This is a genomic window from Streptomyces cacaoi, assembly GCF_006539165.1.
Lineage (GTDB): Bacteria > Actinomycetota > Actinomycetes > Streptomycetales > Streptomycetaceae > Streptomyces > Streptomyces cacaoi.
Window position 1 is genome coordinate 12,979 of record NZ_BJMM01000023.1, and the last position, 22,845, is coordinate 35,823.

Consider the following 22,845-nt stretch of genomic DNA (forward strand, 5'->3'; position numbering starts at 1 on the left):
CGTCCGCGCGCCGGGGCACACGTCTGTCCGCACCCGCGCGGGCCGTCCACCGCCCCGGAAAATCGGGCTGCCGAGCTGTTCCCATCCCCGGCGAACGGCGGTACGTTCCCCGGGCCCTGACGAAGCGTCAGGTGCCGTCGGGTGACATCGACCGGGAGGTGCCGCGGATGCGTGCGCTGATCGCCGCCGGAATAGGACTGGCCGCCGCGCTCGCGCTCGTCTTCACGATCACGGCCATCGGCATGCCGGCCGGAAAGACCTCGCCGAAGCCGCTGTACACCACCGTTCCCGAGCACCCCTAGCCGGAGCAGGGAGGACGCGGCATGCGCAGAAGAGCGAGTCTGGTGCTGCTGGCGTTCGCGGTGTTCTTCGCCGCGCTCTCGCCGCTGATCCGCTGGTACGGCTTCCCGCGGCTGGCGAAGATCCCGCCGAGCCAGTACCAGGCCATGGTGCTGGAGGCGAAGGACGCCACCCTGCTCGACTACGCCACCATGCGGCCCAAGAAGGTGTCGAAGGTGAGCATCGTCCAGAGCCTCAGGGGCAATGTGCCGGCCGCCGAGCGGGTGCGTGAGCGCACCGGCAGGGACGTCGTCGTCTGGGACACCCGCAGCCATGTCGCCGACGACAAGGGCAAGCTGGTCTCCAGCATCCCCGAGCGCTACGTCTTCGACGCGCACACCCAGGAGCCCGTGCACACCGCGGGCGAGCACGTCGACGGCGACCCGGTGCGCCGCGAGGGCATCGAGTACAAGTGGCCCTTCCTGACGGAGAAGCGCGACTACGAGTACTTCGACTTCCAGACCCGCACCTCCGCGCCCATCCACTACAAGGGGACCCGCACGGTGGCCGGTATGGAGGCGTACTACTTCGAGCAGACCATCCCGTGGACCAAGGTGAAGGTCCCCAGGAAGCTGCCGATGGGCGCCACCCCCGAGGTGGTCCGGCAGGCCGGGATGGAGCGCTGGTACAGCACCAAGCGGATGTTCTGGGTGGAGCCGGTCACCGGCGCCCCGCTGGACGGCCAGGAGATCCACCGCGAGGAGATGCGCTGGAAGGGCCAGCCGGACAAGGAGCCGCTCACCGCCTTCTCCGGGCACGTCAAGATGCGCCCCGACTTCCAGCAGGCCGCGCAGGATCTCGTGCGCTCCCAGCGCCAGTTGGTCCTCGCGCTCACCAGCTATCTGCCGTGGGGCTTCCTCGCCCTCGGCGCCGTGCTGCTCACCGTCTCCCTCGTCCTGGAACACCGCTCCCGCCGCCCCGGTGCCCCCGGCCCCGACGCCCGCGCCGACACCGCCGACCGGGACCCGCAGCCGGCTCCCGCCACGGGGGCCTGAACGCCGGGCCGGGCCCGGGCCGTCCCGGGCCCGTCCACCCGGACGGGATCAGGCCCGGTCGCGGCCCCGCTCCTGCCGGGCCTTCGTGTGCCGTGTCGGCTCGGCCGCCGCCGGGTCCTCGGGCCAGGGGTGCTTCGGATAGCGGCCGCGCAACTCGGCCCGCACGGACCGGTATCCCTCCCGCCAGAACGACGCCAGATCGGCCGTCACCGCGGCCGGACGCCCCGCGGGCGAGAGCAGGTGGACGAGCACCGGAACCCGCCCGTCCGCGAGGCGCGGGCTCTCCTGCGCCCCGAACATCTCCTGGAGCTTCACGGCCAGCACCGGCTGCTCGGACGTGTAGTCGACGGCGATACGGGACCCGGAGGGGACCTCGATCCGCTCCGGGGCCAGCTCCGCCAGCCGGGCGGCCTCGCCCGAGGCCCACGGCAGCAGACCGGAGAGCACCTCGCCCGCATCGATCCGCCCCAGATCCGCCCGGGAGCGGACCGCGCCCAGCCACGCGTCGGCGCACTCCAGCAGCGCCGCGTCGGACACATCCGGCCACGGATCACCGAGCACCCGGTGCAGAAACGCCATCCGCTGCCGCAGCCCGCGCGCCTGCCCCGGCCACCGCAGCAGCCCCGTCCCCTCGCGGCGCAGCCCCTCCAGCGCCGCCTCCCGCAGCAGCTCGGGGGACGGCGCCTCCAGGGGGCGCACGGACAGCGGGACCGCGCCCAGCGCCGCCACCCGGCGCGCCACCACATCGCCCCCGGCGCCCTGCTCCGGACCCCAGCGCACCTCCTCCGACTCCGTGTACAGCTCACCGGCCGCCGTACGGGCCGTCTCCTCGTCCACCACGGCCGCGAGCCGCACCCGCGCCGACGCGCTGCCCACCGGCCGGTCGGCGACGGCCACCGCCAGCCACGCCGCCTCCCGCAGCCGGCTCTCACCCGCCGTCCGCGCCCGGGTGCCGCCCGCCATCAGATACGCGTCGCCGCCCTGCGCCCGCGCCACCCGCTCCGGATGCGCCAGCGCGACGACCAGCCCGACCGCCTCCTCGTCCGTCCCACCGGCCGCCGGCGCGCCGCCCGCACGCCCGTTCCCCGCGCCGCCCGCCTCGCCGCTGCGCTCCGCGCGCCCCCGGCCGTGCGCACCGGCGCGCTCCTCGTCGTCCAGCAGGGCCCGCAGCCGGCGCCGCTCGGCCGCCCAGCGCCGCCCGTAGGGATCGCCCCCGCGCCGGGCCCGGCGCAGCGCCTCGACGGCGTCGTCCCCGTACTCGCGCGGCGGCTCCTCGCTCAGCAGCGCCACCGCTTCCGCCGCCCGTTCCGGGCCGACCCGCGCCGCCCCGTCCAGCAGGGCCCGCGCCAGCCGCGGATGCAGCCCGAGCCGGGCCATCCGCGCGCCCCGCGAGGTCATGCGCCCCGCCTCGTCCAGCGCGCCGACGGCGTGCAGCGTCCGCCGGGCCGCGTGCATCGCGCCCTCGGGCGGCGGGTCGAGCAGCGCGAGCCCCTGCGCCCAGGGCTCGCCCCAGTGCGCCGCCTGCAACGCGAAGGACGTCAGATCGGCGAGCGTGATCTCCGGCGCGGGCTCCGCCGGCCGCCCGGCGTCGTCCGCCTCCGCCCAGCACCGGAGGGCCACCCCGGGCGCCTCACGCCCGGCCCGCCCCGCGCGCTGGGCGGCGCCCGCCCGGGAGACCCGCACCGTCGTCAGCGCCCCGAGGCCCCGCGCATGATCCACCCGCGGCTGCCGTGCCAGCCCCGAGTCGACGACGACCCGCACCCCCGGCACCGTCAGACTCGACTCGGCGACCGCCGTCGACAGGATCACCCTGCGACCGGCCCCGGAACCGCCCCCGAGCACCTCGTCCTGCACCCGCGAGGGCGCCCTCCCGTGCAGCTGGAGCACCTCCGCCCCGACCCCGTCCAACAGGCCCGCCACCCGCGCGATCTCCCCGACCCCGGGCAGGAAACACAGCACGTCACCCTCCGGCACGGCCCGGAGCGCCTCCCGGACGGTGGCCGCCACGTGCCGCAGCAGCGCGGGGTCCACCCTTGTCCCGTGCGCCGGCCGCACGCCGGCGGGCGCGGGCGCGTGCCGCACCTCGACCGGGTGGCTCACCCCGTGCCCCCGCACGACGGTCCCGCCCAGCAGCCGCGCCCACGCCTCGGCGTCCTGCGTGGCGGAGGCGGCCACCAGCCGCAGCCCGGGCCGCAGCGCCTCGCGCACATCCAGCAGGAAGGCCACCGCGGTGTCCGCGTCCAGATGGCGCTCGTGGCACTCGTCGATCAGGACGACGTCGACGCCCGGCAGCTCCGGGTCCCGCTGGAGCCGCTGGAGCAGCACCCCGGTGGTCACCACCTCCACCCGGGTGCGCGCCCCCGCGCTGCGCTCCCCGCGCACGGTGAAACCGACGCTCCCGCCGGTGCGTTCACCCAGCAGCCACGCCATCCGCCGCGCCGCCGACCGTGCGGCCATCCGCCGCGGCTCGGCCACCAGCACGCGGCGCGGGGGAGCGCCGTCGTCCAGCAGCCCGGCCAGCGCCAGCGGCACACAGGTCGTCTTGCCGGTGCCCGGCGGCGCGTGCAGCACGGCCGCACCGTGCTCCTCCAACGCGTCCCGCAGTCCGGGCAGCGCCGCGCCGATGGGCAGGTTCCGCAGTGCTCGCAGGTTGGCTCGCTCGCCGTCGTCAGGCCGCACGCCCCGCAGTCTGCCGTGCCCCCTCCCGCGTCCCGAGCCCGGGCCCTACGCCCGCTCGCAGACGAAGACGGCCGTGCCCGGCACGAGCTGCCCGCGCAGCGGCGACCAGCCGCCCCACACCTGCCGGTTCCACTCCGGCCACTCCGGCTCGACCAGATCCAGCAGCCGGAACCCGGCGCCCACCAGCTCCCGCACCCGGTCGCCCAGCGTCCGGTGGTGCTCGACGTAGACGGTGCGCCCGGCCGCGTCCTCCTCCACGTACGGCGTCCGGTCGAAGTACGAGGCGAGCACGGTGAGCCCCTCGGGGCCCGGCTCGTCCGCCAGTGCCCAGCGCAGCGGGTGGGTCAGCGAGAACACCCACCGGCCGCCGGGCCGCAGCACCCGCCGCACCTCGGCGAAGACCCGCTCCGGATCGGCGACGAACGGGATCGCGCCGTAGGAGGAACAGGCGATGTCGAAGACGGCGTCAGCGAACGGCAGCGCCCGCGCGTCCGCCTCCACCAGCGGGAACCCCTCGGGGGCGTCCGGCCCGCCCCCGATCCGCAGTGCGTGCTGGAGCTGCCGGTGCGCGAGGTCGAGCGCCACGGGCCGGGCGCCCTGCGCCGCCAGCCAGCGCGAGCACTGCGCGGCGCCCGCGCCGATCTCCAGCACGTCGGCGCCGCGCAGGGCCCCGGCGGGGCCCAGCAGCCGCGCCTCGGCCTCGTCCAGTCCCTCGGGGCCCCAGACGAACCGGTCGTCCCCGAGGAAGTCGCCGTGATCACGCTGGTACTCGTCGGCGTTCCTGTCCCACCAGCCGCGGCTGGCCCGGCTGCTCTCCGGCCCGCCCGCGGGCCGGCGGACCGCCTCGGCGTCGTCGTCGCCGCCGCCGGAGTCGCTCACGGGGAAGGCCGCGCTGACTTCGTGCTTTTGTTCCATCGCCCCTGTCGCCGTACTCTTGTGCTCGATCACGTGGCTGATCACCGCTGACCGGTAGCGCCGTCCCCGACGACCGGTTTCCCCGGTCACCGCGGTGCCCGTCGGCCCTGTGGCGTACGGGGGTTCCGCGGCTTGTGCGGCGCCCGCAACGCCCGCGGTGCGGCCGCCGGGTGAAAGCCCTGTACAGGCCCCGCGCGAAGGCCCAATTCGGCTGGCCGCGCGGCGAGTTCTGCCGGGAATGGGGGCTTCCAACCGAGGTGTGCTCTTTCGCGCATTGACCATGCCCAGCGGCCCCCGTATGCTACAAGTTGCGCTGCGGGCCTGCGCGCCTCGGACGGAGCAGGCCGCGCTCGCATCGGCTGTATGTCCCCTCGGGTTTCCGGCTTTCATGGCTGTCCGGCTGGCTTGCATGTGGTGCGATCAAGGGCTCTCGGCGTAGCAGTACCTACGACTTCATGTCCGTACCGGAGACCCTTTCCCACATGACGAGCAGCACCGAGACCTCCGCCACCACTCCGCAGGTTGCGGTCAACGACATCGGTTCCGAGGAAGCCTTCCTCGCCGCGATCGACGAGACGATCAAGTACTTCAACGACGGCGACATCGTCGACGGCGTCATCGTGAAGGTCGACCGGGACGAGGTCCTGCTCGACATCGGTTACAAGACCGAAGGTGTCATCCCTTCCCGTGAGCTGTCGATCAAGCACGACGTCGACCCGAACGAGGTCGTCGCCGTCGGTGACGAGATCGAAGCCCTGGTTCTCCAGAAGGAGGACAAGGAAGGCCGCCTGATCCTCTCGAAGAAGCGCGCCCAGTACGAGCGCGCCTGGGGCACCATCGAGAAGATCAAGGAAGAGGACGGGATCGTCACCGGTACCGTCATCGAGGTCGTCAAGGGTGGCCTCATCCTCGACATCGGCCTCCGCGGCTTCCTGCCGGCCTCCCTGGTCGAGATGCGCCGCGTGCGCGACCTCCAGCCGTACGTCGGCAAGGAGCTCGAAGCCAAGATCATCGAGCTGGACAAGAACCGCAACAACGTGGTCCTGTCCCGCCGTGCCTGGCTGGAGCAGACGCAGAGCGAGGTCCGCCAGACCTTCCTCACCACCCTCCAGAAGGGCCAGGTGCGCTCCGGCGTCGTCTCCTCCATCGTCAACTTCGGCGCCTTCGTCGACCTGGGCGGCGTGGACGGACTGGTCCACGTCTCCGAGCTGTCCTGGAAGCACATCGACCACCCCTCCGAGGTCGTCGAGGTCGGCCAGGAGGTCACGGTCGAGGTCCTGGACGTCGACATGGACCGCGAGCGCGTCTCCCTGTCGCTCAAGGCGACCCAGGAAGACCCGTGGCAGCAGTTCGCCCGGACCCACCAGATCGGCCAGGTCGTCCCCGGCAAGGTCACCAAGCTGGTGCCGTTCGGTGCGTTCGTCCGCGTCGACGAGGGCATCGAGGGCCTGGTCCACATCTCCGAGCTGGCCGAGCGCCACGTGGAGATCCCGGAGCAGGTCGTCCAGGTCAACGACGAGATCTTCGTGAAGGTCATCGACATCGACCTGGAGCGCCGCCGCATCAGCCTCTCGCTGAAGCAGGCCAACGAGGCCTTCGGCGGGGACCCGACGATGGTCGAGTTCGACCCGACGCTCTACGGCATGGCCGCGTCCTACGACGACCAGGGCAACTACATCTACCCCGAGGGCTTCGACCCGGAGGCCAACGACTGGCTGCCCGGCTACGAGAAGCAGCGTGAGGAGTGGGAGCGCCAGTACGCCGAGGCGCAGGCCCGCTTCGAGGCGCACCAGGCGCAGGTCATCAAGTCCCGCGAGGCGGACGAGCAGGCGGCGGCCGAGGCCGCTTCCGGCGGTGCCTCGCAGGGCGGTGGCCAGTCCGGCGGCGGCTCGTACTCCTCCGAGGGCTCGGACGAGGACTCCGGCGCCCTGGCCTCGGACGAGGCCCTGGCGGCTCTCCGCGAGAAGCTGGCGGGCGGCCAGAGCTGACACCGGCTCCCGGTACGCACGCAGCGAGGCCCGCACTCCCGGAAGGGGGTGCGGGCCTCGCCCGTGTTCGGGCGGAGTTTTCCGCAGGGCTCAGTCCTCGACGGGGATGCCGGGGTTCGTGAGGCCCCTGCCTCCCTCGACGGTGTTGTCGGCGGCCACGGTGACGGGGCAGGAGGCGGCGTCGTAGTGGGTCACGTTGATCGCGTAGCGGCCGTCGCCGGTGGCGCCGCGCAGATCGGAGTGGTTGCCGCGGAAGACGGTGCCGCAGCCCCAGCCGTCCTCCTGCGAGTGGGTCTCGTAGCCATTGTTTGTGGTGTTCTTGCCGGTGTTGTTCTCGACGAGGACGTCGTTGCCCTTGATGTCGACCCAGGAGTCGTCGTAGTTGGCGCCGGTCAGGCCGCTGCCGTCGAAGGTGTTGCCGGTGATCCGGGCGCCGGACGTGCCTTCCTTGATGTCGATGTTCTCGCCGCCGATGCCGGGCCCGAGGGTGTTGTCCGCGATCAGGATGTTGTCGCTTCTGTCGCCGTCGTCGCCCGTGCCGCCGGCGCTGCCGACGTAGACGCCCTCGCCCATGCCGCGGCCGTCGTGCCCGGTGTCGCGGATGGTCGAGTCGCGGATCGAGCCGTCGGAGCTGGAGTTGCGCCAGTGCACGGCCTCCATGTCGAGGTCGTGGACCGTGACGCCGTCGATGTGCACACCGTCGGCGCCGTCCATGACGATGCCCTTCTGGCCGCCGGTGACGGTGAAGCCCCGCAGATTCCAGTGGCCGGCCCCGTCCAGGTGCAGCCCGTAGCCTCCGCTCGCCTTCAGGACGGCGTCGGCCGAGCCGGTGAGCGTGACCGGTTCGCTCTCGGTGCCGGCCCGGGTGGTGCGGAAGGTGCCGCTGTAGGTGCCGTCCGCCAGCTGGACGGTGTCGCCCGGGGAGGCCGAGGCGAGCGCTTCCTTGAGCTCCCTGCTGTCCGTGACCTCGATGGTGTCCCGGGGCACGGCCGTCGTGTCGGCGAGGGCCGCGGTGGCGCCGGGCCCGGTCGCCAGGAGTGCGGCGGCACCGAGAGTGAGCAGGCGGCGTCGTCGCGCGGCGGAGGGGTGGGGGGAGCCGGGCATGACGGTTCTCCTCATATGTGAACGATGGGCAGGAGCATGAACTGGTGCGGTGACCGGTGAAGCTAGAGTCGGCGCGTGGGGGCGTCAAGGCGGGCGGACCGGAAAACAGGAAGGTTTCCAGTCGGTCGGTGATCACGGGACGCGGCGGCAGCGGGAATGCCGTACCGGTAGCGGGCGTTGACGGTACGTAGGCCTTAAGGAGCGTGAATCAGTTGGATCCGCAGGGTTTGTACGCGTGGGACCAGAGCGGGCTGGACGCCGTCGACGCGATCGTCGGTGAGCCGGACAGCGCCGGCCTGGTGATGCTCTACCACTTCGAGGGCTTCATGGACGCCGGGGACACCGGCGAGCAGATCGTCGAGCGGCTCCTGGAGAGCCAGCCGTACGTCACGGTCGCCCGCTTCGATGTCGACCGGCTGATCGACTACCGTGCGCGACGCCCGATGATGACCTTCCGCCGCGACCGCTGGGTCTCCTACGAGACGCCCCGCCTGGAGCTGCGCCTGATGCGGGACGCCACGGACACCCCGTTCCTGCTGCTCGCGGGCCCCGAGCCGGACAACGAGTGGGAGGCGTTCTCCACGGCCGTCCGCGAGATCGTCGACCGGGTGCGGGCGCGGCTGTCCGTCACGTTCCACGGCATTCCGATGGGGGTGCCGCACACCCGCCCGGTCGGTCTGACCCCGCACGGCAACCGGACGGAGCTGGTGCCCGCGCAGCGTGCCGCGTTCGACGAGGCGCAGGTGCCCGGGAGCGCCGCCGCGCTGGTCGAGCTGCGGCTGGAGGAGACGGGGCACGACGTCCTCGGGGTCGTCGCGCATGTGCCGCACTACATCGCGCGCTCCACCTATCCGGACGCCGCGCTGGTCGTCGCCGAGGCGATCACCTCCGCGACCGGCCTGGTGCTGCCGGATGTCGCACACGCGCTGCGCAGCGAGGCGCTGCGCACCCAGAACGAGATCGAACGCCAGCTCGCCGAGGGGGACGAGGAACTCGTCTCCGTGGTGCGGGGCCTTGAGCAGCAGTACGACGCGGTGGCCGGGGCCGAGACCCGGGGCAATCTCGTCGCCGAGCCGGCCGAGCTGCCCTCGGCCGACGAACTGGGCGCCGTCTTCGAGCGGTTCCTCGCCGAGCGCGAGACGGACGGTGGCTTCGGCGACGGCCCGCAGGACGGCGGCCCGCAGCGTGGCTGAGGAGCCGTGCGCCCCGGTTGCCGGGCGCCGTGTCCGGCCCGCTGCGGTGCCGATAGCGTGACCGCATGGTCAAGGTGGGTCTGACAGGCGGGATCGGTGCGGGCAAGAGCGAGGTGTCGCGGCTGTTCGCCGGGTACGGCGCGGTCGTCGTGGATGCGGACCGCATCGCACGGGAGGTCGTGGAGCCGGGCACGCCCGGACTGGCCGCGGTCGTCGCCGAGTTCGGCGAGGAGGTGCTGACGGCGGACGGTGCGCTGGACCGTCCGAAGCTGGGCTCGCTCGTCTTCGGCGACGACGAGCGCCGTGCCGCGCTGAACGCGATCGTCCATCCGCTGGTCGGGGAGCGCTCGGCCGAGCTGGAGCGGGCGGCGGGCCCGGACGCCGTTGTGGTGCACGATGTGCCGCTGCTCGTGGAGAACGGCCTGGCGCCGCTGTACGACGAGGTCGTCGTCGTGGACGCCTCCTGTGCGACGCGGCTCGACCGGCTCGTGCGGCTGCGCGGTATGGACGAGCAGGAGGCCAGGGCGCGGATGGCCGCGCAGGCGAGCCGCGAGGAACGGCTGGCCGTGGCCGATGTCGTGATCGACAACGACGGTCCGCTGGCGCAGCTGGAGCCGCAGGTGCGCAGGGTGTGGGAGCGGCTGGCCGGCTGAACCTTCCCGGCACCGGCGCGCGGCCTCGGGCGCGCGCGGGGGCCGGGCTCCCGGGCGCACCGCCTCTCGGCCGCGGTGCGGGAATGCGGCGTCGGCGCACGGTGTTGAAGTCGACGCGACAACCCGAGGGGAGGGACTGTCCGTGACCAGCCCCGAAACGAATGTCATCCAGTTCCGTGCCGCCGAACAGCTGCTGGAGGCGCGGGATCCGCGCGGTGCCGTCACCCTGCTCGACGGCGTACTGGAAGCCCACCCCGACCACAGAGGGGCGCGGCTGCTGCGTGCCCGCGCCTACTTCCTTCAGGCCCGGCTGCGCTCCGCAGAGGAGGAGTTCCGCTGGGTGCTGGAGCGCGAGCCGGACAACGCCTATGTCCACTTCGCGCTCGGCCGGACGCTTCAGCGCTCCTCCCGGCACGAGGAGGCGCGGCCGCACTTCCGGCTCGCCGCCGCGCTCGATCCGCGTCCCGATTTCGTGGAGGCGGCCGGCTTCGACAGCTTCGAGCCTCCGCCGCCCGGCAGCACCGATCTGGGCAACTGACCGCAGACCGTCCGTCGTGGCGCGGCGCCGCTCTGGAGCGGCGCCCGCGCGCCAACTAGCCTGTCCTCCATGGATGTTGGCTCCGCGCTCGCTCTGGTGACGACTGCCGCCTCGGCCGCGGCCGGTGGGGCCGCCACGGCGGCCGGTGAATCGGCGTGGCGGTCGCTGATGGACTTCGTCCGGCGCGCACCCACGCGTGCCGGGGGCGGGCCGGAGGATCCCGCGACCGCCGGTCCCGCCCTCGACCCGGCCGTCGATCCGGGTGACGAGGCGCAGGTGCGGGTGCTGACCGGGCGGCTGGCCGAACGCGCCGACGCGGACGAGGAGTTCGCGGCCCGGCTGTGCCGCTGGGCCGAGCAGTACGGGCCGACGCTGCCCCTGGTGCACACCGAGCGCTCCGAGGTGCACAACACCGTCGCCGACGGGGCGCGGATCCAGGGCCATGTGATCCAGGCGCAGGACATCCACGGGAACATCAACCTGGGCTGAGCCCGCACGAAGCGGCCGGCGGCGCGTGTGTGCGCCCACCGGCCGCTCCGTCGCGAGCGCGCCCTCAGCGGGCCGGGCGGGCCCTCGTCCTCACAGGATGTCGAGCGGCTGCTTGCTCCGCGGCGGCGGGAACGCCCGGTCCAGCGCCGCGAGATCGTCCTCCGTCAGCCGCAGATCCGCCGCCGCGCGGTTGTCCTCGACGTGCTCCCGGGTGGACGCCTTGGGGATCGCGAGGACGTCCTCGTGCCGCAGCACCCAGGCCAGCGCCACCTGCGACGGGGTCACCCCGTGCGCGGCCGCGACCTCGTGCAGCGCGGAGTGGCCCAGCAGCCGGCCCTGCTCGATCGGTGAGTACGCCATGAGCGGCACGCCCTGCTCGCGGCAGTGCGGCAGCAGGTCGTACTCCGGGCCGCGGCGGGTGAGGTTGTAGAGCACCTGGTCCGTCTGCGGCAGCCCGGCCTCGGCGGGCAGCTCCCGCAGATCGTCGACGTCCAGATTGCTCACGCCCCAGAAGCGGATCAGACCCTCCGAGCGGAGCTTCTCGAACGCCTCCACCGTCTCCGCGAGCGGCACGTTGCCGCGCCAGTGCAGCAGATACAGATCGATACGGTCGGTGCCCAGGCGGCGCAGGCTGCGGCGGCACGCCTCGGCGGTGCCCCGGGCGTCCGCGTGCCAGGGCAGCACCTTGTCGACGAGGAACACCTCGTCGCGCCGGCCTGCCACGGCCTCGCCGACCAGCTCCTCGCTGCGTCCGTCGCCGTACATCTCGGCCGTGTCGATCAGCGTCATGCCCGCGTCGATGCCGGCCCGCAGCGCCGCCAGCTCCTCGGTGCGCCGCGCGGGATCGTCCCCCATGTGCCAGGTGCCCTGGCCGAGCGCGGGTACGGCCGTGCCCGAGGGCAGCGTCACCGTGGCGACACCGCCCGTGCCGGATGTGCCGGCCGTACCGGCTGTTTCTGCCCTGTCTGCCCTGTCAGCCCTGTCAGTCACGTGCTGCCGTTCCTTCCCGTACGTGTTCCGTCAGGCCCCGGGACGGCGGGGCGGTGCGTCGGCGAGCGTACGGCACGAAGACGCGGGCGGCGCGCGGTGCCGGGCCGGTGGCGGACGGCCGGGAGCGGGCGAGCGGTGGGCGGTGCCGGCGGGAGTGTCGGTGGCGGCTCCTAGACTCGGGCGGTCCATGGGCAGGTGGCCCGTGCGGTGGTCTGTTGCCGGTGAGGAAGTGGTGGCGCGTATGGGGCCCGGGGGTGGTGCGGGGTTCGCGGAGTGCGCCGCCGTCTTTCTGCCGGGGGAGCTGCCCCGGCAGGGGCGGATCGCGTTCTGGCGGCCGGGCGGCGGCCCGCTGCCGCAGGACGGGCCGGGCCGTGAGGAGACGCTGACGGTCGTCCGGCCGCACGGCAGTGGGGTGCGGCAGCGGACGGTGCCGGCCTTGACGCTCTCCGTCGGCGAGGCGCTGCCGCTGCTGACGCGGGCCAGGACCAACGAGGCGGCCCATCCGGCGGCGGCCTGCTGGGGCGCGGCGGCGCTGCACGGGCTGCGGCTGGTGGCGCGGGGGCGGCTGGTCCCGGCGCTCGGCGAGGGGGACACGGACATCTGGCGGGCCGGCCCGCTGGACGAGCAGGACGTGGAACATCTGCGGGCCGTCGCGGCGGCGATGCCGCCCGAGGGCCACGCGGTGCCGCAGACCGGTCCCGACGGCGCCGGCCACGAGCCGCTGCGGCTGCCGGAGCCCGAGAGCCTGGTGCGCGACTTCCTGGACGCCGTGGCCGATGTGCTGCCGCGCACACCCGCGGCCCCGGGCGTCGCCGGCCCGGCGTTCGCGTCCGCCGGGCCGCCGCTGCGGCTGCCGGAGCGGTATCCCCGCATCCGGGAATGGGCGGCGGAGGCGGCAGCGGGCACCCCGGCGGGGATCCGGGTGTCGCTGCGGCTGGATCTCTCACCCGATGTGGTGTTCGACCGGGGGCCGGGCGGCGCGGGTGTTCCGGGGGAGCGGCCCGGTGGCGCCGAGGATCCCGGAGAAGGCGCGGGCGGTCCTGACGGCGAGGAGCGGTATGTGGCGGCGGCCGTGGTGCAGGCGCACAGCGTGGAGGACGCCACCCTGGTCGCGGACGCCGGCCTGCTGTGGGCGGGCGAGGCCGAGTACCTGGGCCCGCGGGCGCGGGTCGACACGGTGCTCGCGCTCCGCCGCGCCGCGCGGGTGTGGCCCCCGCTGAGCCGGCTGCTGGAGCGTCCGGAACCCGATGTGCTGCCGCTGACGGAGGCGGAGCTGAACGAACTGCTCGGGCCCGCCGCCCGGGAGCTGGCCGCCGCCGACGTGGCGCTGCACTGGCCGCGCACGCTGGCCCGTTCCCTGAGCGCGACGGCCGTGGTCGGCCCGCGGCAGCAGACGCCCGGCTCCGCCGCCGACGGGTTCGGCTTCTTCAAGCAGCAGCACCTCACGGAGTTCCGCTGGCAGTTGGCGCTCGACGGTGATCCGCTGACCGAGGACGAGATGGACGAGCTCGCCGAGGCGCACCGTCCGCTGGTGCGGCTGCGGGACCAGTGGGTGGTCGTCGACCCCGAGCTGGTGCGCAAGGCACGCAAGCGGCACCTCGGGCTGCTGTCGCCCGGGGACGCGCTGGCCGCCGCGCTCGGCGGTGCGGTCGAGGTGGACGGCGAGGACGTGGAGGCGGTACCGGTCGGCGCGCTCGCGGCGCTGCGGGACCGGGTGCGCGGGGCCGCGGCGCGCGGGGGCGTGGCGGACGATGCGCCGGGCGCGGGTTCGCACGCCGCCGCGGCGCCCGGCGCCTCACCGGCCGGTCTGCGGGCCCGGCTGCGCGGCTACCAACTCCAGGGCCTGGACTGGCTGGACGAGATGACCTCGCTCGGCCTCGGCGGCTGCCTGGCCGACGACATGGGCCTCGGCAAGACGGTCACGCTCATCGCCCTGCATCTGCGCCGGGCCGAGCGGGCCGCCGCCGCAGGCGGGACACGGGACGCGCCCGGGCCCCGTCCGACGGCCCCGACGTTGATCGTGTGCCCGGCCTCCCTGCTCGGCAACTGGCAGCGGGAGCTTGCCCGGTTCGCCCCCGGTGTCCCGGTACGGCGCTTCCACGGGCCGGGCCGCAGCCTGGCCGGGCTCCCCGGTCGGGGCGCGGGCCAGGACGGGCCGGGGTCCGGCGGCGGGCCGGAAGTGGCCGGTCCGGCCGGGGAGTTGCGCGGTCCCCTCGGGGCGGGGAATTCCGGTGGGCCGAGGCCACCCGGACCGGAGGAGCAGGCCGGGCGGCCCGGACAGCCCGGGTACGCCCGGCAGGACGAGCAGGACGAGCAGGACGGGCAGGACGGGCAGGACGAGCAGGACGGGCAGGACGCGCAGGGCCGGCAGGCCGGTCGGGCCGGACAGGTCGAGCAGCCGGGGCGGTGCGGAGGTGTCGGGGTGTCCGGGCAGGTCGTCGAGGTCGAGGCGTCCGGGAGCGCCGGGGCGTCCGGGCCGGTCGTGACCGTCGGGACAGCCGGGAGTGTCCGGGCGCCACAGGGCAGCGAAGGCGTCGAGGTGTCCGGGGGTGCCGGAGCCTGCGGGCAGCCCGTGGGTGTCGAGGTGTCCCGGAGCGCTCGGGTGCCCGCGAGCGGCGGAGTGTCCGGGCGGGAGGTGATCGCCGAGGCGGCCGGGGGCGTCGGAAGGTCCGGGGAGGGCGGGGACGGCGGGGTCGTGTTGACCACGTATGGGACGTTGCGGAGCAGCGCGGCGGAGCTGGCCGAGGTGGAGTGGGGGCTCGTCGTCGCCGATGAGGCACAGCATGTGAAGAACTCGCGTTCGGCGACGGCGCGGGCGCTGCGCACCGTGCCGGCCGAGGCCCGGGTGGCGCTCACCGGCACCCCGCTGGAGAACAATCTGTCCGAGCTGTGGGCGCTGCTGGACTGGACGACGCCCGGGCTGCTCGGCCCGTTGAAGACGTTCCGCGCCCGGCACGCCCGCGCCGTGGAGGGCGGGGAGGACCCGGAGGCGACGGAGCGGCTGGCGCGGCTGGTGCGCCCGTTCCTGCTGCGCCGCAGGAAGTCGGACCCCGGCATCGTGCCGGAGCTTCCGCCCAAGACGGAGACCGAGCACCCGGTCGCCCTGTCGAGGGAGCAGGCGTCGCTGTACGAGGCGGTCGTGCGGGAGACGCTTGCGCAGATCGAGCAGGCCGCGGGTATCGAGCGGCGCGGCCTGGTGATGAAGCTGCTGACCTCGCTCAAGCAGATCTGCAACCATCCCGCGCAGTATCTGCGCGAGGGCCCGGAGGCGGGCGCGGCGCGGGCCGGCCGCTCGGGCAAGCTCGCGGTCCTCGACGAACTGCTGGGCGCGATCCTGGCGGAGGGCTCGTCGGTGCTGGTCTTCACCCAGTACGTCGCGATAACCCGGATGTTGTCCGCGCATCTGGCCGCGCGCGGTGTGGACTGCCGGCTCCTGCACGGGGGGACGCCGGTGGCGCGGCGGGAGGAGATGGTCGAGGAGTTCCAGGCCGGGAGCGTTCCGGTCTTCCTGCTGTCGTTGAAGGCGGCCGGTACGGGGCTGAACCTCACGCGGGCGGCGCATGTCGTCCACTACGACCGCTGGTGGAATCCGGCCGTCGAGGAACAGGCGACGGACCGCGCCTACCGCATCGGCCAGATCCACCCCGTGCAGGTGCACCGGCTGCTGACCGAGGGGACGGTGGAGGATCGGATCGCCGGGCTCCTCGCGGCGAAGCGGGAGTTGGCGGACGCCGTGCTCGGCGGTGGTGAGGCCGCGCTGACCGAACTGACGGACGCCGAGCTGGCCGATCTCGTCGCGCTGCGGAGGCAGCCGTGAGTCCCCGTCGGGCGCGTCCCCGTCCGGAGGCGGCGGACCGGCGCCTGAACTCCGGTGCGGGCGGCGCCCGGGCACGGCGCGCGGCGGGGCAGGTGCGCCGCCCGCCGGTGCCGGGCGCCACCTATGGGCTCGACGGCGGCGAGGCACCGCCCGGGCCGGAGGGGCGGCGGCCCGCGGCACCGGTGGACCCGGCGGGACCGGCTGGTCCGGTGGACCCGTCGGCAGGCTCGGCGGGCCGGGCGGATCCGGCCGCACCGGTGGGTCCGGCCGGCCGTGGCGATCCGGCGGAACCGGTCGGTCCGGCGGAGGGGGCAGGGGCAGCCGAACCGGGGACGGCGGGTGCGGAGGACGCTCGGTGGGGGAGTGACGGCTGGGGAGCGGCGTGGCTGCGGGCGCTGGAGTCGTCCGGGGATCCGGCGCGGCTGGAGCGCGGCCGGGCGTACGCCCGCGGCGGATCCGTGGCGGCGGTACGCGTGGTGCCCGGCCGGATCACCGCATATGTGCACGGCAGCCGCCCACGGCCCTACCGTGCCGAACTCCGGCTGCCCGTCCTGTCCGACGAGGCGTGGGAGGGCTTCCTGGACGCCGTCTGCGACCGGCCGGACCTGGTGGCGGCGCTGCTGGACGGCGGCATACCGCGGGCCGTCGCCGACCGCGCGGCGCGGGCCGGTGCACCGCTGCCGCCCGAGCCGGGGGAGCTGCGTCCCGCCTGCACCTGCCCCGACCGCGGACGGATGTGCAAGCACACGGCGGCGCTCGGCTACGCGGTGGCCGGGCTGCTCGACGTCGAACCGTTCGCGCTGCTGCTGGCCAGGGGCCGGGACGAGGAGAGTCTGCGGGACGAACTGGCCCGGCGCAGCGCCCGTCCGCGCCGCCCGGCAGCGCCGGTCGCCGCACCACCCCGGCGCGCGGCGGCGCTACCCGCGCGGGGCGTGTACACGGCGCGCGAGCGGCCGCCGCTGCCCGAGCCCCTGCCGATACCCGAACTGCCGGGCGAGCCGGGCCCGTTCCCGGAGGTGGCGGGCGGGCCCGAGCCCGATGCCCTCGCGTTCCTCGCCGTCGGCGCCGCGGCCCGTGCGCACGAGGCGCTGCGCTTCGCGGTACATCCCGGCTCCACGGGTCCGGCCGGGGGCCGGGCCCGCGCGGAGGCGGCCCCGGCCGTGGATCCGCTGCCCGAGCTGTCGCTGTGGCACGACACCGTCCGCCTCGCCGCGACCCACCCCGATCTGGCCGGACGGCGGTCGCTGTCCCCGCTCTTCGCCGAGCTGGCCCGGGCGGCGGGGCGGACGGCGCCGGAACTGGCCCGGGCCGCCGCGGCGTGGCGGCAGGGCGGCCCGGCCGGGCTGGAGGTGCTGGAGACGGTGTGGGACCCGCCCGCCGGGGACTTCGACCGGGGCCGCAGCGCCCTCGTCGGCCAGGGGCTGACGCCGGTGGGCATCCACCGCAACCACCTCACGCACCGGGCGGGCGGCCATCAGCTGCGCTACGGCCGCGACGGCCGCTGGTATCCCTACCGCGCCGATCCGCTGCCCGCGGGGGCGGAAGCCGAGGAGGGCCCCGCGCCGGGTGACTGGTGGCCCGAAGGCCCGGCCGCTTCCGATCCGTTGACGGCACTGGCGGCGCTCACCGCCCGGACGGCGGCGACGGGGCGGCAGTGACCAGCGGAGCCGTGACCGCCCGGCGGTGGCAGCGAGGCAGTGATGACTGCTCGGCGGTGACAGCGCGGTGGCGGGAGCCCTCTGTGCACGGGCAGCGGTGACGGCAGCGACGGCACGGGGTGGCACCGTCGGCAGGGACCACAGGGACCACAGGGACCACAGGGACCACAGGGGCCACAGGGACCTCAGAGACCGTAGGGACGGCAGGGACGGGTTCGGGGGCGCGGTCCGGGTGAGCGGTGCACGCCCGGCGCGCGCGTGGGGGAGCGGTCCCCGGCGGGCGCGGCCGGGGCCACGGCTGATGGAATACCGGTATGGAGCGTACGGAGTCCGGCGAACACGCGGATCTGCTGGAGCGGATGGAGCGGAATCTGGCCGAACACGCCTGTCATCTGCAACGTCACCGGGCCGCCGCCGGGCTCGGCGGTCGGGTGGACGAGAGCGGCGAACTCCTCGTCACCGACAGCGGGTTGGCGGACGACACCTTCAACGTCGTCGCCGCGGCCCGGTTCGCCCCGGAGACAGCGGCGTTGCACATCGCTCGGACCGTGTCGTCGCTGGAGGCGACCGGGCGTCCCTTCTCCTGGTGGGTCGGGCCCTCCTCGACGCCGCCGGACCTGGCCGAGCGGCTGCGCCGGGCCGGGCCGGAGGCGTCCGAGAGCGAGACGGCGATGTGGCGGGACCTGGACGAGGCTCCCGAACCGCCGCACGCGGGCCCGGTCGTCCGCCCCGTCTCCGACGCCGCCGGGCTCGCCGACTTCGCCGCCGTCCTCGCCGCCAACTGGGATCCGCCGGCCGCGACCGTGCGCCGCTTCTTCGCCGAGGCGGAGCCCTGGGCGCTCGATCCGTCCTGCCCCGCCCGGTACCTGGTGGGGTACGAGCCGGAGGGTACGGGGCGTGCCGTCTGCGCGGCCGAGGTGTTCCTGCACGCCGGGGTGGCGGGGCTGTACAACATCTGCACGCTGGAGGCCCACCGGGGGCGCGGGTACGGCGGTGCGATCAGCCGGGCGGCGGTGCGGCTCGCCTGGGACGCGGGATACCGGACGGTGGTGCTCCAGGCGTCCGGGCAGGGCGAACCGGTCTACCGGAAGCTCGGGTTCCAGGAGTGCGGGACCTTCACGGAGTTCGCGCTCGGCGGGTGACCGCACCGCGTCCGGGCGTGGGCGGGGTGCCGAGGGTGCGGTGCGGTGCCGCGGGCCGGTGTGGTGCCGAGACCCCGGCCCGGCGCCGGGAGTTGGAGGGCTCGGGGCTCGGGGCTCGGGGCTCGGGGCTCCGGCCGGGGGCTCGGTGTCCGGGCGTCGGGCGCCGGGGTCTCGGCCGGGGCGTAAGTGCCGGGGCTCAGGCCGGATCGTCCTTGTGCCGGGCCGCGCGCAGCGGGCGGTGGGTCATGCCCAGGCTCGTGTAGACGGCGCGGGCCGGCACGTTGTCGGTGTCCACCATCAGGGCGGCGCGCCCGTACCGGCCGACGAGCGCGTCGAGCACGAACGCGCACACCGCGCGCGCCAGTCCGCGCCCGCGCGCCACGGGGTCGGTGACGACCCCGGCCAGAAAGCCGCAGCCGGCCGCCGACCACGCGTCCGCCGCCACCGCGAGGGGCGCCGCTTCGCCGCCGGCGCCGTGCCCGGCCGGGACTCCGGCCCACCGGTGGACGCCGTCGCGGCCCGGCTGCGCATACGAGTCGGGGAAGTGGTCGTCGAACAGCCGGGTGGCGCGCTTCGCGGCCTCCGCGTCGAGCCAGCGTGCGCCCCCGTCGGCGGCCGGTCCCGGAGGCGGCGGTGCCGTGGTGTCCATCCAGTGGAAGACGTGCAGCGGCTCCAGGCCGGGTACGTCCGTGAGCACCGGGTCGGCGAGCCGGGCATCGGCGACGAGCCGGTATCCGGGGCCGGTCTCCGCCAGGACGCGGGGCAGCAGCCGGGCCGCGTCCGCCCGGTGGCCGGTCAGCGCCAGGCGGTCGCGCGCCGACAGGTGCGGGGAGGCGACCGCGACGGCCGTGCCCTCCCGCCAGGCCCGGACGCCCGTACCGAGACAGTCGTGCGCCTCGCGGCCCTGCGCGGCCCAGACGGCCAGGGCGTCGTCGCCGGAGGCCCGCACGACGTCACTGAGATTCCGTAGCTCTTCCATGGCCTCTGTCCGTATCAGGCCGCCGCCGGAGCCGGCACCCCGGGGCGGCCGGTTCCTTCCGCCCCGCTCACGGCGTCCGCGGCCTCCGCTGTGCCCTGGCGCGTCCGGGGCTCCCGCCTGCTCTTCCGGCAACGGCCGGAATCACTCGAAGAGTTGACGGTTGTCAGATGCTGCGGAAGAGACCGGCGGCGGCGTGGACGTCGGTGAGGTCCTCGACGGAGCGGAGGTCGTCGCACAAAGCCTCCAGGACCGAGCCGGAACCGGCGGCGTCCGGAGCGCCGACGGCCAGGCCGAAGAGGCGGAAGCCCAGCCGCCGCCTCGCGTCGTCCCAGTCGCGCCGCCACTCCGCGGTGACGGCGCACTCGTCGTCAGTGAGGAGGACGATGTCGCCGCGTGCCCGGGCCGTCTCGTCGAACTCGTCCGCCAGCAGACCGGCCGCCGCCGTCAGTGGCGCCTGGTAGCTGGTGCCGCCGCCGAGGAAACTCTCCGCGAAGTCCAGGACCTCGGCGGGGTCGGCGGGCCGGTCCGCCGGGAAGCGGAAGACGCGCAGCTTGTCGGCGGCGGAGAACAGGATGCCGACGAAGTCCCGCCGCTCGTGCCGGGCCTGGTCCAGCAGTGCCAGGGCGCACGCCTTGGCCCATGCCTCCCGGGTGACACCGCCGGGCCCCGCCTCGTACATGGAGTGCGAGGTGTCCACGCAGGCGATGACGGCGCCCCGGCCCGAGGACTGCTCGGTCCGGCTGTCGTAGAGCATCAGTTCCCCGGCCGCGTAGCGCACGGCGAACACCGCGCGCAGCTCCGGGAGGCCGAGATGCGCCAGTTCGGAGGGGATGACGCGGGAGAGGTCGTCGCCGAGCGTGACACCGACCAGTTCCCCGGTGGCGCTCTCCAGCTTGCGGGCCCGCTCGGCGTCGGCCATCTCCCGGAAGCGGCCGATCAGTTCGGCCCACCGGGCGAGGCGGCCGGTGCGCAGCCGCTCGGCGAGCCGGGCACGCCGGTCGAACGGCATCCGCTCCAGCTCGCCCGGAGTGACTCCCCAGGCCCGCATCAGCGTGGCCTCGCCCCGGACGGCCTCGGCGGCCCGGGCCACCGCGGTCCGTGCGGCGGCCCGGGCGCCCGGTACCGCCTCCGCTGCGGTCCGTGCCGCGCCCCCGGCGGCCTGTGACGCCGGAGCCGCGGACGCCGGAGCCTGGGACGTCTGGGGCCGCGGCGTCGCGGTGGGCGGCGGCGCTCCCGCCGTTCCTCCGGCCGCCGGGGCTTCGGCGAGTTCGGACGCCCCGGCCGCCCCCGTCGTCCGCGCGGCGTCGTCCCCGGGGTCCCGTGAGCGGTCCAGCAGTTCCCGCAGGGCCGGGGCCTGGGCGAGCACGGCCAGCGCGGCGGCGTACGGATCGCCGGCCGTCTCGCGGCGCAGCCCGGTGAACTCCGGTGTCTCCACGAGGGCGTTGACGATGTGGTGGTTGACCAGCCGGGAGGGGGCCATGTCGGCGGGCTCGCGCACCCGGGGGCCGGTGAGCTGGTAGGCGGCCAGGAAGGTGTCGGCGAGGAGGTCGGCGGCGTGGGCGTGGTGCGTGAGCAACTCCTCGGCGAGTTCGCGTAGTCCGGCCGACTGTGCGTAGGTGTCGCGCCAGGCCATCCGGTCGAACACGTCCGCGACGACGGCGGCCGTGTGCTGCCGGCCAACCATGCTCCGCCCCTTCCCGCTGGAAGCCTTCAGTTTCTTGCAGCTTCCTTCAGCTTCCTTCGGCTTACTTCGGTTTCCTTCAGCTTTCCTTCGACTTTCTTTCGGCTTTCCTTCGGCATTCTTCCGGCGTCGGACTGCTCCGGTGCCGGAGCCCTGCGGTGCCCCGCCACGCTCAGAGCTGGGGCCCCACCGCGCTCGCGTCCACGCCGAGCGCCTCGGTGAGCACACGGGCGCGGACGGCGCGCTGTCGGCCGGTGACCCGGTCGATGGCGGCGGTCGAGCGGCCGGCGCCCGCGGCCTCCGCACGCAGTTCCGCCAGCCGCCTGCCCGCGGTGGCGAGCCTGTGGTGCGCCTTCTTGATGACCCACTCGCTGAGCGCCTCGCGGGACTGTCCGGCCATGGCGTCGAGCTGGGTGTCCAACTCCTCGATGGTGTCGGCCAGATCGAGCGCCTCCCTGGCGTCCGGGTTGACCAGCTGGAGCACCTCGCGCTCGACGGTGGGGCGTTCGGCGGGGGAGTTCCACAGCACATGGGTCAGTACCGACAGATCGCTCTCGGCGACCGCCGGGCGGCCGTCGAGGTACGCGGACGCCTGGAGCAGGGTGACCGCCTGCCGCCAGCGGCGGTCGGAGGCGACGAGTTCCCTGCGGCGCAGGGCGGCCCGCAGCGTGCACACCGCGTCCACGATCGCGTCCGGAACCGCCACGGACGGGACGCCCTCGGCCACGGCGTGCTGGAGGGCGGCCAGTTCGACCGTGGTCCGCTCGGGTGCCGTGGGGCGGACGGCGGCGGAGCGGACCAGCGCGGCGAAGTTCGCCGGGTCCTCCAGGTAGCCGACCTCGATCCGTACCAGCAGCCGGTCGTAGATCGCGGCCGCGTCCTCCCGGTCGGGCAGTTCGTTGCTCGCCGTGATGGCCCCGATCAGGGGGCAGCGGATCGGGGCGCCGCCGTTCTCGGGGTGGTAGATCCGCTCGTTGAGGTAGCCCAGCGTCTCGTTGAGCGCCGCCGTCGAACACTTGAATATCTCGTCGATGAAGGCGACATGGGCACGTGTGGCGCGGCCGTCGTACACCTGGCGGTACTCGCCCCGGGCCAGCGCGGCCACGTCGATCGGTCCGAACATCCGGGTGGGCGCGGTGAACTTCGACAGGAGGATCTCCCAGTAGGCGGCCCCCTCGATCCGGCCCGTCAGCTCCCTGGCCATCTCGGACTTCGCCGTTCCGGGCGGGCCGAGCACCAGCGAGTGCTGCCCGGCCAGCAGCGTCACCACCAGCGTCCGTACCGCGTCGGCACGTTCGTAGAAGCGCTCCGCCAGCGCGTCACCGATCGCCCGCAGCCTCGCGGCCGTGTCCTGCGCGGACTGCTGAGCCCGCTGAGCCCGCGGGCTCTGCCGGTCCTGCGCGGCCTGCGGACCCCGTCCGGTCTGCGGACCCTGCGAACCCTGTGCGTTCATGTGCACCCTTCGACTCCGTGCCTGCGCGGCCCTGCCGGGGTGACGGGGCAGCCGCGGTACCTCGGCCCTGCGGCCGGGGTACAAGATACGGCCCTGTACGCAAAGGGCGGGCGCCGGTCGGCCACGGGACGGCCCGGAACGGAAGCGGAATCCGTGCCGGGGTGCCGAGAAGACGGCCAGGGGCTTTCCGTGCTCCGGCGCTGCTCCGGCGCCGCCTCCGTTGACCAGGTGC

Annotated in this window: 17 protein-coding genes; 10 read left to right on the plus strand and 7 right to left on the minus strand. The window is 74.8% G+C overall.

From position 1 onward, the window contains the following. Nucleotides 1-167: 167 nt before the first annotated feature. Nucleotides 168-302, plus strand: a complete 135-nt coding sequence (locus SCA03_RS20930; protein WP_107061435.1) for an SPW_0924 family protein — start codon at nucleotides 168-170, stop codon at nucleotides 300-302. Between the two features lie 21 nt (nucleotides 303-323). After that, on the plus strand, nucleotides 324-1,334 hold the full coding sequence (gene pgfA, locus SCA03_RS20935; RefSeq protein ID WP_037866096.1) for a cell envelope lipid trafficking protein PgfA: 1,011 nt from the start codon (nucleotides 324-326) through the stop codon (nucleotides 1,332-1,334). A 48-nt stretch (nucleotides 1,335-1,382) separates the two neighbouring features. On the opposite strand, the gene hrpB is transcribed toward pgfA, so the two are convergent. Together hrpB and SCA03_RS20945 are read right to left on the minus strand one after the other, a co-directional pair. After that, nucleotides 1,383-4,013 carry an ATP-dependent helicase HrpB gene (gene hrpB / locus SCA03_RS20940; protein WP_230988834.1) on the minus strand — a complete coding sequence of 877 codons (2,631 nt, stop codon included), beginning with the start codon at nucleotides 4,011-4,013 and terminating at the stop codon, nucleotides 1,383-1,385. A gap of 45 nt (nucleotides 4,014-4,058) precedes the next feature. Beyond that, on the minus strand, nucleotides 4,059-4,928 hold the full coding sequence (locus SCA03_RS20945; RefSeq protein WP_086814300.1) for a class I SAM-dependent methyltransferase: 870 nt from the start codon (nucleotides 4,926-4,928) through the stop codon (nucleotides 4,059-4,061). Between the two features lie 482 nt (nucleotides 4,929-5,410). Here SCA03_RS20945 and rpsA point away from each other — a divergent pair, with 482 nt between their 5' ends. Next, entirely contained in the window at nucleotides 5,411-6,916 is a 1,506-nt protein-coding gene (rpsA, locus tag SCA03_RS20950; RefSeq protein ID WP_030881351.1) for a 30S ribosomal protein S1, read from the plus strand. 90 nt (nucleotides 6,917-7,006) lie between these two features. Here rpsA and SCA03_RS20955 read toward each other — a convergent pair whose 3' ends face one another. Beyond that, entirely contained in the window at nucleotides 7,007-8,020 is a 1,014-nt protein-coding gene (locus SCA03_RS20955) for a right-handed parallel beta-helix repeat-containing protein (protein ID WP_230988835.1), read from the minus strand. Between the two features lie 212 nt (nucleotides 8,021-8,232). Here SCA03_RS20955 and SCA03_RS20960 point away from each other — a divergent pair, with 212 nt between their 5' ends. From SCA03_RS20960 to SCA03_RS20975, 4 genes are all read left to right on the plus strand, one after another. Next, nucleotides 8,233-9,213: a proteasome assembly chaperone family protein gene (locus SCA03_RS20960; RefSeq protein WP_037849822.1), complete on the plus strand. Its 981-nt coding sequence runs from the start codon at nucleotides 8,233-8,235 to the stop codon at nucleotides 9,211-9,213. A gap of 65 nt (nucleotides 9,214-9,278) precedes the next feature. Next, entirely contained in the window at nucleotides 9,279-9,866 is a 588-nt protein-coding gene (coaE, locus tag SCA03_RS20965) for a dephospho-CoA kinase (protein WP_030881366.1), read from the plus strand. 136 nt (nucleotides 9,867-10,002) lie between these two features. After that, entirely contained in the window at nucleotides 10,003-10,404 is a 402-nt protein-coding gene (locus tag SCA03_RS20970) for a tetratricopeptide repeat protein (RefSeq protein WP_030881367.1), read from the plus strand. Nucleotides 10,405-10,473: 69 nt separating this feature from the next. Then, nucleotides 10,474-10,893, plus strand: a complete 420-nt coding sequence (locus SCA03_RS20975; protein WP_030881371.1) for a hypothetical protein — start codon at nucleotides 10,474-10,476, stop codon at nucleotides 10,891-10,893. Between the two features lie 90 nt (nucleotides 10,894-10,983). On the opposite strand, the gene SCA03_RS20980 is transcribed toward SCA03_RS20975, so the two are convergent. Continuing rightward, a complete protein-coding gene (locus tag SCA03_RS20980) occupies nucleotides 10,984-11,802 on the minus strand; it encodes an aldo/keto reductase (RefSeq protein WP_030881374.1) in 819 nt (272 codons plus the stop codon). A gap of 322 nt (nucleotides 11,803-12,124) precedes the next feature. Between SCA03_RS20980 and SCA03_RS36385 the strand changes: the two genes are divergently transcribed. The 3 genes from SCA03_RS36385 to SCA03_RS21000 all read left to right on the plus strand — a co-directional run bounded on the left by SCA03_RS36385 (nucleotide 12,125) and on the right by SCA03_RS21000 (nucleotide 18,500). Further along, a complete protein-coding gene (locus SCA03_RS36385; protein ID WP_230988836.1) occupies nucleotides 12,125-15,700 on the plus strand; it encodes a DEAD/DEAH box helicase in 3,576 nt (1,191 codons plus the stop codon). Nucleotides 15,701-16,158: 458 nt separating this feature from the next. Continuing rightward, nucleotides 16,159-17,358: an SWIM zinc finger family protein gene (locus SCA03_RS20995; protein WP_141275568.1), complete on the plus strand. Its 1,200-nt coding sequence runs from the start codon at nucleotides 16,159-16,161 to the stop codon at nucleotides 17,356-17,358. A 359-nt stretch (nucleotides 17,359-17,717) separates the two neighbouring features. After that, nucleotides 17,718-18,500 carry a GNAT family N-acetyltransferase gene (locus tag SCA03_RS21000; RefSeq protein ID WP_086817705.1) on the plus strand — a complete coding sequence of 261 codons (783 nt, stop codon included), beginning with the start codon at nucleotides 17,718-17,720 and terminating at the stop codon, nucleotides 18,498-18,500. Nucleotides 18,501-18,696: 196 nt separating this feature from the next. Here SCA03_RS21000 and SCA03_RS21005 read toward each other — a convergent pair whose 3' ends face one another. From SCA03_RS21005 to SCA03_RS21015, 3 genes are all read right to left on the minus strand, one after another. Beyond that, nucleotides 18,697-19,479 (minus strand): GNAT family N-acetyltransferase, encoded by a 783-nt coding sequence (locus SCA03_RS21005; protein WP_141275569.1) that lies wholly within the window; start codon nucleotides 19,477-19,479, stop codon nucleotides 18,697-18,699. Between the two features lie 163 nt (nucleotides 19,480-19,642). Beyond that, nucleotides 19,643-21,163 carry a VWA domain-containing protein gene (locus tag SCA03_RS21010; protein WP_086815600.1) on the minus strand — a complete coding sequence of 507 codons (1,521 nt, stop codon included), beginning with the start codon at nucleotides 21,161-21,163 and terminating at the stop codon, nucleotides 19,643-19,645. A gap of 169 nt (nucleotides 21,164-21,332) precedes the next feature. After that, entirely contained in the window at nucleotides 21,333-22,613 is a 1,281-nt protein-coding gene (locus SCA03_RS21015; protein ID WP_086815601.1) for an AAA family ATPase, read from the minus strand. Between the last annotated feature and the right edge of the window lie 232 nt (nucleotides 22,614-22,845).

Excerpts from the sequence above, each read along its gene's own strand:
- SCA03_RS20930 (WP_107061435.1), top strand. The coding sequence starts at position 168 with ATGCGTGCGCTGATCGCCGCCGGAATAGGACTGGCCGCCGCGCTCGCG.
- pgfA (WP_037866096.1), top strand. The coding sequence starts at position 324 with ATGCGCAGAAGAGCGAGTCTGGTGCTGCTGGCGTTCGCGGTGTTCTTC.
- SCA03_RS20945 (WP_086814300.1), bottom strand. The coding sequence starts at position 4,928 with ATGGAACAAAAGCACGAAGTCAGCGCGGCCTTCCCCGTGAGCGACTCC.
- rpsA (WP_030881351.1), top strand. The coding sequence starts at position 5,411 with ATGACGAGCAGCACCGAGACCTCCGCCACCACTCCGCAGGTTGCGGTC.
- SCA03_RS20955 (WP_230988835.1), bottom strand. The coding sequence starts at position 8,020 with ATGCCCGGCTCCCCCCACCCCTCCGCCGCGCGACGACGCCGCCTGCTC.
- coaE (WP_030881366.1), top strand. The coding sequence starts at position 9,279 with ATGGTCAAGGTGGGTCTGACAGGCGGGATCGGTGCGGGCAAGAGCGAG.
- SCA03_RS20975 (WP_030881371.1), top strand. The coding sequence starts at position 10,474 with ATGGATGTTGGCTCCGCGCTCGCTCTGGTGACGACTGCCGCCTCGGCC.
- SCA03_RS36385 (WP_230988836.1), top strand. The coding sequence starts at position 12,125 with ATGGGGCCCGGGGGTGGTGCGGGGTTCGCGGAGTGCGCCGCCGTCTTT.
- SCA03_RS21000 (WP_086817705.1), top strand. The coding sequence starts at position 17,718 with ATGGAGCGGAATCTGGCCGAACACGCCTGTCATCTGCAACGTCACCGG.
- SCA03_RS21005 (WP_141275569.1), bottom strand. The coding sequence starts at position 19,479 with ATGGAAGAGCTACGGAATCTCAGTGACGTCGTGCGGGCCTCCGGCGAC.
- SCA03_RS21010 (WP_086815600.1), bottom strand. The coding sequence starts at position 21,163 with ATGGTTGGCCGGCAGCACACGGCCGCCGTCGTCGCGGACGTGTTCGAC.
- SCA03_RS21015 (WP_086815601.1), bottom strand. The coding sequence starts at position 22,613 with ATGAACGCACAGGGTTCGCAGGGTCCGCAGACCGGACGGGGTCCGCAG.